Source organism: Candidatus Dadabacteria bacterium, from assembly GCA_009837205.1.
In the GTDB taxonomy this organism is placed as follows: Bacteria; Desulfobacterota_D; UBA1144; order Nemesobacterales; family Nemesobacteraceae; genus Nemesobacter.
This window is the reverse complement of sequence record VXTZ01000020.1, coordinates 1-9,989: the sequence shown is the minus strand read 5'-3', so window position 1 is coordinate 9,989 and position 9,989 is coordinate 1. Positions and strand designations below refer to the sequence as shown.

Below are 9,989 nucleotides of genomic sequence, written 5' to 3'. Positions count from 1 at the left end.
AGGGCGAGCCCGAGCGAAGAAGAGCTTTGTCCAGCAATTGCATTCCGTATTGCGTTGCCCCCTAAACAGAACGTAATTCTCCCACAACTAAAAACCTCCCCTATCAACATATTCAGACTGCAAATCCGAACTTCACTCCCTCCACGAACACAGCTCAGACACAACCGAACTCTTTCCTCCAACTGCCTCCAGCGCCTCGCAGAACACCTCGGCAGGGGTTCTGTAGTCAAGCACCCGCCTCGGCCCCTGGTGTTGAGCAACTCTTCCACCCTCTTTACCTCCCGAGGACCTACCTTGCGTAAGTCCTTGGATTTTGGAAAGAACTCCCGCACCAGACCGTTTGTATGCTCATTTAGCCCCCTCTCCCACGAATGGTATGGCGTAGCGAAGTAAAACCCCGCACAAAGCTCCTCAGACACCGCGGCGTGCCCGGAGAACTCCTTGCCGTTGTCCGCCGTTATGGTGTGCACAAGCTCCTTAACCGGCTCAAGACACCTCACCACAGCACTTCCTACATTCTCTGCTGTCTTTTGTCCTGCCTTGCTTAGAAACGCGAATTTAGAGTGATGGTCTACCAGGGAAACAATTGCTCCAAGATGCCTTGTGCCTGTTATGGTGTCAGCCTCCCAGTCTCCGACCCTTGTTTTGTCTTCAACTTCCACAGGACGTTTGCTTATGTCCACCCTCCCCGGGATAACACCTCGCCCAGAACCGTCTCTGCCTCTGCGGTTGGGTTTCTTTCCCCGTCTGCGCAGACTCTTGTGCAGAACTCCTCCTGCCTTTCTGTCCTCCCAGATGTGGTTGTATATCCACTTTGCGCTTACCGAGACCACCCCGTCACGGTGGAATCTCCCGGATATCTGGTCGGGGCTCCAGTGCTTGTTGACCAGCCGGTTTTCCACCATTGCCCAATGCTCCGGGGTCATCTTGCGGGGAACTGCTGATGCTTCCCCGCGACGACGCTTCGCCGATTCATCTGCCTGCTTGTATCGGTAACCACGTTTACCGGTGTTACGCCTTATCTCTCGACTGATCGTAGAGGGATTGCGTCTGAGGGTTTTGGCAATCTTGCGCCGCGAGCAGTCTTCTTGCAAATAGTGGTGGATCAGGAACCTTTCTTTTGGGGTCAAGTGCTTATATGACATCAGATAACCTCCTTAGTGTGTTAACTTTAGAGATTATCTTTGTTGCTTGGCCCCTTCAAATTGAGGTGTATCCCTCATAAGGACTCAAACCCTGATTTTAGGGGTGTTGCACTTCAATGTTCACGGGGCGTTATTTTAATCGGCAATTATACCAATGACACATTTTTCTGAAGATGAAGCGATGGCCGCTCTCAGTTCATACGTAAAAGGCGTGACGGACCAGGAAATAAAAGTACTTATTCTGAAACTCAAAAACGAGATCAGAAAAGAAGACATGACGTGGGAGCAGATAAGAGAAATACTGGCTGAGATCAAAAGCAAAGACGGCAGCGCGCTCAAAGACATAATCCCTTTTCTTGTGTATTGACCGGGCACGGAAAATCCGCACGAAAAACACGCAAATGGCAAACCTGATTGACTGCATCGGCAACACTCCGGTAATAAGGCTCAGAAGCGTACCGAAAGACGGACGCTCAAAGATATGGGCAAAGCTTGAGAACTTAAACCCCGCTGGCAGCATAAAGGACAGGGCATGTATCGCCATGCTAAGACAAGCGGAGCACGAAAACCTAATAGAACCCGGTAAAACAACCGTGATCGAAGCGTCAAGCGGAAATACCGCGATAGGAATAGCCCTCTGCTGCCGGGCAGGCGGCTACGACTTCACCGTTGTTATGCCCGAGAATACGGCAAAAGAGAAAATCCAGGTAATAAAAGCATTTAAGGGACAAGCGGTTCTTACCGATCCAAGCCTGGGGCTTCGAGGATCGAGAGAAAAGGCTCGTGAGATAGAACGCGAAAACCCGGATTCCTATTTTCTTGACCAGTTCAAAAACACCGCGGACATAGAGATTCACCGCGAGGAGACCGCAAAAGAAATAAAAAACCAGATACCGGGACATCTCGATGCCTTTGTGTGCGGAGTCGGAAGCGGGGGAACGGTAATGGGAGTGGGCTCCGAACTCAAAAAAATCTATCCCGACCTCAAGGTAGTGGTGGTCGAACCCACCGAATGCCCTACTCTTTCCGAGGGAAAGGAAGGTCCTCACGGCATCTGCGGAATATCGCCCGGTTTTGTTCCCGAGAAACTTGATACCGGCGTGATTGACAGAATCTACGCGGTTTCCACGGAAGATGCCCGTGAATGCACCAAGACTCTCGCTTCCGAGGAAGGCATACTGGTCGGAATATCTTCGGGAGCCTGCCTCAGCGCGGCCCTTGGGATCTCAGAAGAACTTCGAGACGGCGGCCAGGTGCTTGTAACTTTCTGCGACAGCGGAGAAATGTACCTGGGGACCGACCTTTACGATTAAAAAACCCGTTTGAAATGAAAATTTAACTATGTTATTTTACTCTTTGGATATGTTTATCCGCGTGAAAGTTGCGTAAAGACAGAGGAATAACGACGCATGTCAGCAAATATTTTTAAAAACCTTGTGCTCTGGGTGGCCATGTTCGTCGGAGTGTTCGCCGTGTACCAGTTCATGAACACCTCGGCAAACGTCTACTCGGAGATATCCTACAGCAAATTCCTGGAACACCTGGATAACAACAGGATAGCCAAGATAGAGTTCGGCGAAAACATAATAAGGGGAGAGCTTAAGAACGCCGACCCCGAAGACCGCGGATTCATAACCACCGGTCCCGCGGGAGAGCTCCTTATCGCAAAGCTTGAGCAAAGCGGCGTAGAGTTCAGTTTTTCCCGTCGCAAACAAAGTTCGCTTACACAGATACTGATAAACTGGGGCCCTCTTTTCATACTGGTCGCCCTGATGGTCTTCTTCATGAGACAGGTACAGGCCGGGGGAACGAAGGCGATGAGCTTCGGAAAAAACCGCGCGAGGATGCTCTCCGATGAACAAAACAAGATCACCTTTAAGGATGTGGCCGGAGTCGAGGAGGCAAAAGAGGAAGTAAGCGAAATAGTGGAGTTCCTGAAAAGTCCGGAGAAATTCACGCGGCTTGGGGGAAGAATACCTAAAGGAGTTCTTCTGGTCGGTCCCCCGGGAACGGGAAAAACACTTCTGGCAAAGGCCATAGCCGGAGAAGCGGGAGTACCGTTTTTCATCATAAGCGGTAGTGACTTCGTGGAGATGTTCGTCGGAGTCGGAGCTTCAAGGGTAAGGGACCTGTTCATACAGGCCAAGAAAAACGCCCCTTGCATAATATTCGTTGACGAACTCGACGCCGTGGGAAGACACAGGGGAGCAGGACTAGGAGGAGGCCACGACGAAAGGGAGCAGACCCTTAACCAGCTTCTGGTCGAGATGGACGGCTTTGAAGGAAACGAAGGCATTATAGTCATGGCCGCCACGAACCGCCCGGACGTGCTTGACCCGGCGCTTCTCAGGCCCGGGAGGTTTGACCGCCAGGTTGTCGTCCCGAGGCCGGATGTCAGGGGAAGAGAAGCCATTCTGGTCGTTCATTCAAAAGACACCCCGATGGCTGATGACGTTGATCTTTCGGTGATCGCTAGGTCCACCCCGGGTTTCTCCGGAGCCGACCTTGAAAATCTGGTCAACGAGTCGGTCCTTCATGCTGCCCGCAACGACAAGGAGCAGGTCTCCATAGAAGATTTTGAATACGCAAAAGACAAGGTCACAATGGGAGTTGAGAGAAAAAGTATGCTGATAAGCGAAAAAGAGAGAAAAATCACCGCTTATCACGAGGCCGGACACGCGCTCGTAGCGAAACTTACTCCCGAGGCCGATCCCATACACAAGGTGACGATCATACCGAGAGGAATGGCTCTCGGAGTTACTCAGCAGCTCCCCCTTGAAGACAAGTACACCCTGTCGAGAACCTATCTCCTTTCCACAGTAAAGGTGCTTCTGGGAGGCAGGGCCGCCGAAGAACTTGTATTCTCCGAAAGAACCAGCGGCGCCGCAAACGACCTTGAGAGAGTTACCGACATAGCCAAGAAAATGGTATGCGAATGGGGAATGAGCGAAGTTGTGGGACCGGTAACTTTCGGCAAAGGGGAACAGCAGCCTTTCTTAGGCAGGGAAATTTCGAGAAAAAGCGATTACAGCGAAGATACCGCGGTGCAGATCGATCAGGAGACAAGGAAGATCGTGAACGAAAGCTACGACGAGGTAATGAAGCTCCTCGGAGACAATCTGGATCTTCTGCATGAGCTCTCTTCCCTGCTTCTTGAAAAAGAAGTTATAGACTCGGCGGAACTTGACGAACTGGTGTCAAAAACACGTGAGTTCAGGCCGGAAGTGAAAAAGCCGTTCGATATAACCAGCAGGGTCTGATCCCTACGGCTTTGCCCTGCCCCGCCGCTGTTTTCTGGCTGTCTTTGCAAAACCGGGAGTAAAAGCCGTTTGCCAAAGTCCTCAGTCCATAAAGCAAATCAGAACGCACCAGAACATCATTTGGTAAAACTCGGTTCAAAAGAACTGGATCTCAGCCAAAAACCCCTCGTCATGGGAATCGTGAACATGACGCCGGACTCCTTTTATGACGGCGGAGCGTACAATGATCCCCAAAAAGCTCTCGGGAGAATCGCCTCTTTAATCAGAGACGGGGCCGATATTATCGACATAGGAGGAGAATCCACTAGGCCGGGTTCTCTCGGCGTGAGCACGGAAGAAGAGCTTGACAGGGTTATACCGGTAATAGAGGCGGCTTCGGCGGAATTTGACACCGTAATATCCGTCGACACCACAAAAGCGGCTGTCGCCGAGGAAGCTCTTGGGTGCGGAGCCTCGATGGTAAACGATATAAGCGGACTGAGTTTCGAACCGCAGGTGGCGCAGAAAGTATCGGAGAAAGGAGCCGCAATCGTACTCACCCACACGAGTTCGCGACCGCTGGACATGCAGGAGAAAACCCAATACAGTTCGCTTATTCCCGACATAACGGACTTTCTTTTGAATTCGACCCAGACGGCAATGGCAGCGGGAGTGCCACGGGACCACATAATAATTGACCCGGGTATCGGATTCGGAAAAACCACCCCGCAGAACCTCGAAATCATAAGAAAGCTTGAGGAATTCTGCCGGCTCGGGTTTCCGGTCTGCATCGGAACCTCGCGAAAATCCTTTATAGGAGAAATCCTGGGAAGCCCGCTTGCTGAGCAAAGATTGATAGGATCCGTCTGTTCAGTAATAATATCAATGCTCAAGGGTATTTCTATCGTAAGAGTTCATGATGTACTTGAGACAGTGCAGGCGATTAGGACGGTAAAGAGCATATACGGGGCTACCTAGGATATGACAGATTCTACCATACAGAACTTTCGATTCTTTTCCGACAGTCTGGATATCCTGATCGTCGCCATAATATTTTTCTACGTACTGAAGGCCATAGAGGGAACCAGAAGCTCGCAGATCCTGGTAGGACTCGTGGCTATGGCAGTTCTTTACTTCGCCTCGAGGAAATGGGGGTTTTTCACGCTCAACTGGGTGCTTACCCACTTTCTCGGCTTCGCTATCCTCATAATAATAATTCTCTTCCAGGATGACATAAGGAGAGGGCTTGCGAACATAGGGAAAAAACCTCTTCTCTTCAGTCTCGCAAAACATGCCGCAAACGAAGCAATGATAGAAGAGCTGGGGGATGCCTGCTCTTTTCTCTCTTCAAGGAAAATCGGAGCCCTGATAGCCATTGAAAGGCAGGAGAGCCTAAGAGTGTTTCCCGGAAGACCCATTAACGCCAGCTTATCAAGCGAGATGCTTATAACCATTTTCAACCCGGCGTCCCCCCTTCACGACGGAGGAGTGATAGTCAAAGACGACGTTATTGTTTCAGCCGGGTGCTTTTTCCCGATCAGTACGGACCTTGAACTGGGAACGGAGCTTGGAACAAGGCACAGGGCGGCAATAAAGCTCTCCAACGAGACTGACGCTGTCGTTGTAATCGTGTCCGAGGAAACGGGGAAGATCTCGCTGGCGGCGGACGGAGAACTTAAAAGAATCGCTAACGATAAATTGCTTAAGCCGAGTCTGGTTTCCGAACTTACCACCGAGAGCCTGAGCAGCATAAAAGCAGGCCAGGCAGGAAAAGCCTGATGGAGAAAAAACCTTTCTTTCAAGGTCTTACAAAAAAAACAATCGCACTCGCGCTGGCGGTAATTCTCTGGGCATTTACGAACTTCGAACTTGACGTGGAAAGGGACGTCAGGATTCCGCTTCACCTGAGTGGCCTGCCTGAAGACCTTATTATCGTGAACAATGCCCCCGAAAATGTTGACCTCTCTCTCAGGGGAGCGAGAAACCTGCTCTCTTCATTTGCCTTCTCGAACAAGTCAATTCCCGTTGACCTGCAGAAAACGGAACGGGGTGTTCTTAAAATAGACTTAAAGCGCGCGGCATCGCAGATAGTTCCCAGAGGAATCGATATAGTCGCTGCGAGGCCCTCGAAGCTCTCTCTTAACATAGACATGCTTGTGACGAAAAGATTCAAAGTGAAACCCGTGCTCGGAGAACCGGACTCCGGCTACGAGATATCGAAGAAATTAAAGATCGTCCCGCAATTCGTAAAGGTAAAAGGGCCCGCTTCGCAGCTTGGCAAGCTGGAAAGCATAGAAACGGCGAAAATAAAGCTTGAAGGCGAAAAAGCCGAGTTCACGGCGCCGGTGCAGCTGCAGCTGCCATCCCAGTACATGGAAGTCCTCGAAGGCGATCACGTGAACGTAACGGTTTACATAAAAGAGATAATACTGTCCAAGGAGTTTCGGGACGTCGACATAGTTCCCCGGAATTTCGGAGAACTTGAATACACTACAACTCCCGAGCTTAAGGCCACATTGGTATTCAACGGCCCCTACAAGACCATCAACGACCTTACGAGCAATGATGTCAAAGTTTTCATAGACGGGGCAGAGATGGGCGAGAGCAGGGTGAAAAGACTCAGGGTAAAAGTTCAGTATCCAAATTCAGACCTGCTGAAACTTACGAAGACCTCTCCGACGAGTGTCAGGGTCAGGGTCAAACCGCCTCCCCCAGAAGAATCCCCCGAGACGTAAATCATGAAAAAGTCCGCATCTGAATTTCCCGAAAGAAAGATTTTTGGAACCGATGGAATAAGAGGGGTTACCAACACCTATCCAATGACCCCCGAGGTATCGCTTGCCCTCGGAAAAGCGCTCACAAAATATCTGTCCGGGAAAACGGGCGGCCACGTGAAGATACTCGTCGGCAAAGACACCCGCCTTTCAGGCTATGTCTTCGAACAGGCAATAGCCTCGGGCATAACGTCCATGGGAGCCGACGTACTGCTCGTTGGTCCCCTGCCCACTCCGGCGATAGCCTTTATCACTTCAAACATGAGAGCCACGGCCGGCGTGGTCATCTCCGCGTCACACAATCCCTACACCGATAACGGAATAAAGATATTCGATTCCACGGGCTTCAAGCTCCCGGACACAACGGAGGCTGAAATAGAGAACATGGTTCTCGGAGAAAAACAGTTAAGCCCCCCTCCCCTGACGGGAAAGGCGAAAAGAATCGAGGACGCGGTCGGACGCTACATAGTGTTTCTCAAAAACACCTTCCCTGATGATCTTACGCTCGATGGGGTGAAGATCGTGGTTGACTGCGCCAACGGAGCCGCGTACAAGGTCGCACCCATAATCTTCGAGGAACTTGGGGCCGAGGTGATCACGATCGGCACTGAGCCGAACGGAACGAACATAAACGTTGACTGCGGAAGCCTGCGCCCCGAAATACTCTGCGAAGAAGTAGTGCGAAGCGGTTCCGACATAGGAATAGCGCTTGACGGAGACGCGGACAGGGTGGTTTTCTGCGATGAAAACGGAAATGAGGTTGACGGCGACCATGTGCTTGCGATCTGCTCATCCGAAATGCTTGAAACCGGCACCCTGGCAACGGACACCGTGGTGGCTACCCATATGAGCAACATGGCCCTTGAGAACTACCTCAATGCAAAAGGCCTCAGACTTGAGAGAACCCGCGTGGGAGACAGGTACGTGGTAGAGGCAATGAGAGAACTGGGAGCAAACCTGGGAGGCGAGAAATCGGGTCACCTGCTGTTTCTTGACCACTCGACAACGGGAGACGGCTTACTGGCCTCGCTTCAGATTCTGGGCATAATGAAAAGAAAGGGGAAACGGCTTTCTGAGCTCGCCGGGATAATAGATTTGTTTCCGCAGGTTCTTAACAGTTTTGAAATCAAAGAGAAAAAACCGTTTGAGCAGATCCCGGGGCTTGTCGAGGTCGTCAGGGAATCTGAAAAAATCCTTGGAGACAAGGGAAGAATAAATCTCAGGTATTCCGGAACCGAACTTCTGGTGCGGGTAATGGTGGAGGGGGAGGATGAAACCCTGATAAACGGAATCGCTTCCCGCGTATCTTCCGTAATAAGCGAGAACATAGGAACAGGAAATCTGTAGATGAAAACCAGGCTGAACGTAAACGTTGACCATGTGGCAACCCTGAGACAGGCAAGGATGGGAGACGAGCCCGACCCCGTGACCGCAGCCGCGCAGGCTGAACTCGCCGGAGCGAGCGGAATAGTGGTCCATCTTCGTGAAGATCGCCGACACATTCAGGAAAGGGACCTTCTTCTGCTGAGACAGACGGTGCAGACGAAGCTTAACATGGAAATGGCCGTAACGGATGAAATGATCGAGATTGCGTGCGAGACGCTTCCCGACGTCGTGACCCTTGTTCCGGAAAAAAGGCAGGAGATAACCACTGAAGGAGGACTTGACGTGCGCGGGGATACGGAGAGAATTGCCGCGGGGATTGAAAAACTGAAGAGTTCCGGGCTGTTCGTAAGCATTTTCATAGACCCTGACCCCGAACAGATAAGCGCCTCCGCGCAGACCGGCGCTCATATGGTTGAACTCCACACCGGAAGTTACGCAAACGCCCGCGACGAGACCGGTATGATGATGGAACTTGACAAGATCAGAAAATCAACGGAAGACGCCCTCTCCCACCGACTCAGGGTATCCGCCGGTCACGGGCTCAACTACGTTAACGTGACCGCGGTTTCACAGATAGACGGGATTGAGGAACTCAACATCGGCCACAGCATAATTTCACGGGCGGTTCTCTCCGGAATGAAGGGAGCCGTAAGAGACATGATCAATCTGCTATAGTATTTTTCTACAGCAAGGCATAAGGCAAAAAGAGATGGTTTCAGGCATAGGCATCGATATGGTTCGCAACAGTCGCATAGAGAACCTTATTGAGAGATGGGGAGAGAAGTTCCTTCGAAAAGTCTTCACCGATGATGAACTCGCCCAGAACGGTAACGGCAAGAACAGAAACATAAGCTATGCCGCCAACTACGCGGTCAAGGAAGCCTTTGTGAAGGCGCTAGGCACCGGGTTCAGACGGGGAATAAAATTTCACAACATAGCGGTCAAGCGCAACGAGCTTGGAAAACCCTTCATAGACCTCAGGGGAAGCACAAAGGAAATCGCCGAACAAAGGGGCCTGACCCGAATTCATACCACCATATCACACGACGGGGAATACTCCGTCGCCGTAGTTATACTTGAGGACTGAGTCCTTCAATAAACTATTCAGCTTTCTCATCCCTTTTTTCTATTGCTTCCTTGCTTCCTTCGGGAAGGCTGCTATAAATTTCCTGAATTCGGTTAGGCTGTGTAATCAAAGATTCGGCAATTACATTGACTAGGTCAAAAAGAACCCGGACATTTGCAGTTTCCGAAGAATCAATCTTCCCAGGGTGAATCGCATTATTGCCGGTCACCCTAACAATGTCTAATGATTGTTGTATCTTGGGATTAAGTCCTTTTTCTACTAAATTCTTTATATTTTCATTGAGGTTTCCTGTTCCTCCAAGCTGTTTTAGAAGCATTTCTATAGCAAGTCTCAGCAATGCACAGGCCGCGCGGGGGGA

At 50.8% G+C, this 9,989-nt stretch carries 11 protein-coding genes; 9 read left to right on the top strand and 2 right to left on the bottom strand.

Annotated elements, in window-relative coordinates; genetic code table 11:
* Positions 1-1,145 (bottom strand): IS30 family transposase (locus F4Z13_04310; GenBank protein ID MXZ48460.1); only part of this gene is annotated, 1,145 nt, incomplete at its 3' end.
* Between the two features lie 154 nt (positions 1,146-1,299).
* Here F4Z13_04310 and F4Z13_04305 point away from each other — a divergent pair.
* The 9 genes from F4Z13_04305 (at position 1,300) to acpS (ending at position 9,631) form a co-directional block, all read left to right on the top strand.
* Complete coding sequence (locus F4Z13_04305; GenBank protein ID MXZ48459.1) at positions 1,300-1,512, top strand: hypothetical protein; 213 nt, start codon at positions 1,300-1,302, stop codon at positions 1,510-1,512.
* 34 nt (positions 1,513-1,546) lie between these two features.
* Positions 1,547-2,458 carry a cysteine synthase family protein gene (locus F4Z13_04300; GenBank protein MXZ48458.1) on the top strand — a complete coding sequence of 304 codons (912 nt, stop codon included), beginning with the start codon at positions 1,547-1,549 and terminating at the stop codon, positions 2,456-2,458.
* 96 nt (positions 2,459-2,554) lie between these two features.
* A complete protein-coding gene (locus F4Z13_04295) occupies positions 2,555-4,405 on the top strand; it encodes an ATP-dependent metallopeptidase FtsH/Yme1/Tma family protein (protein MXZ48457.1) in 1,851 nt (616 codons plus the stop codon).
* A 171-nt stretch (positions 4,406-4,576) separates the two neighbouring features.
* Positions 4,577-5,362: a dihydropteroate synthase gene (folP, locus tag F4Z13_04290; GenBank protein ID MXZ48456.1), complete on the top strand. Its 786-nt coding sequence runs from the start codon at positions 4,577-4,579 to the stop codon at positions 5,360-5,362.
* 3 nt (positions 5,363-5,365) lie between these two features.
* Positions 5,366-6,163 carry a TIGR00159 family protein gene (locus F4Z13_04285; GenBank protein ID MXZ48455.1) on the top strand — a complete coding sequence of 266 codons (798 nt, stop codon included), beginning with the start codon at positions 5,366-5,368 and terminating at the stop codon, positions 6,161-6,163.
* Positions 6,163-7,119: a hypothetical protein gene (locus F4Z13_04280; protein ID MXZ48454.1), complete on the top strand. Its 957-nt coding sequence runs from the start codon at positions 6,163-6,165 to the stop codon at positions 7,117-7,119. The genes F4Z13_04285 and F4Z13_04280 overlap by 1 nt, the downstream gene beginning before the upstream one ends.
* Before the next feature lie 3 nt (positions 7,120-7,122).
* The gene (locus F4Z13_04275; GenBank protein ID MXZ48453.1) at positions 7,123-8,505 is read left to right on the top strand and encodes a phosphoglucosamine mutase; all 1,383 of its coding nucleotides are present in this window, start codon (positions 7,123-7,125) and stop codon (positions 8,503-8,505) included.
* Entirely contained in the window at positions 8,506-9,219 is a 714-nt protein-coding gene (locus tag F4Z13_04270) for a pyridoxine 5'-phosphate synthase (GenBank protein MXZ48452.1), read from the top strand.
* A gap of 34 nt (positions 9,220-9,253) precedes the next feature.
* Positions 9,254-9,631, top strand: a complete 378-nt coding sequence (gene acpS, locus F4Z13_04265) for a holo-[acyl-carrier-protein] synthase (GenBank protein ID MXZ48451.1) — start codon at positions 9,254-9,256, stop codon at positions 9,629-9,631.
* Between the two features lie 13 nt (positions 9,632-9,644).
* Here the strand turns inward: acpS and F4Z13_04260 are convergent.
* The coding region (locus tag F4Z13_04260; protein MXZ48450.1) for a DUF4145 domain-containing protein at positions 9,645-9,989 on the bottom strand (345 nt) is incomplete at its 5' end.

Coding starts and splice junctions, on each gene's coding strand:
- acpS (MXZ48451.1), top strand. CDS start 9,254: ATGGTTTCAGGCATAGGCATCGATATGGTTCGCAACAGTCGCATAGAG.
- F4Z13_04285 (MXZ48455.1), top strand. CDS start 5,366: ATGACAGATTCTACCATACAGAACTTTCGATTCTTTTCCGACAGTCTG.
- F4Z13_04270 (MXZ48452.1), top strand. CDS start 8,506: ATGAAAACCAGGCTGAACGTAAACGTTGACCATGTGGCAACCCTGAGA.
- folP (MXZ48456.1), top strand. CDS start 4,577: ATGGGAATCGTGAACATGACGCCGGACTCCTTTTATGACGGCGGAGCG.
- F4Z13_04295 (MXZ48457.1), top strand. CDS start 2,555: ATGTCAGCAAATATTTTTAAAAACCTTGTGCTCTGGGTGGCCATGTTC.
- F4Z13_04280 (MXZ48454.1), top strand. CDS start 6,163: ATGGAGAAAAAACCTTTCTTTCAAGGTCTTACAAAAAAAACAATCGCA.
- F4Z13_04275 (MXZ48453.1), top strand. CDS start 7,123: ATGAAAAAGTCCGCATCTGAATTTCCCGAAAGAAAGATTTTTGGAACC.
- F4Z13_04300 (MXZ48458.1), top strand. CDS start 1,547: ATGGCAAACCTGATTGACTGCATCGGCAACACTCCGGTAATAAGGCTC.
- F4Z13_04305 (MXZ48459.1), top strand. CDS start 1,300: ATGACACATTTTTCTGAAGATGAAGCGATGGCCGCTCTCAGTTCATAC.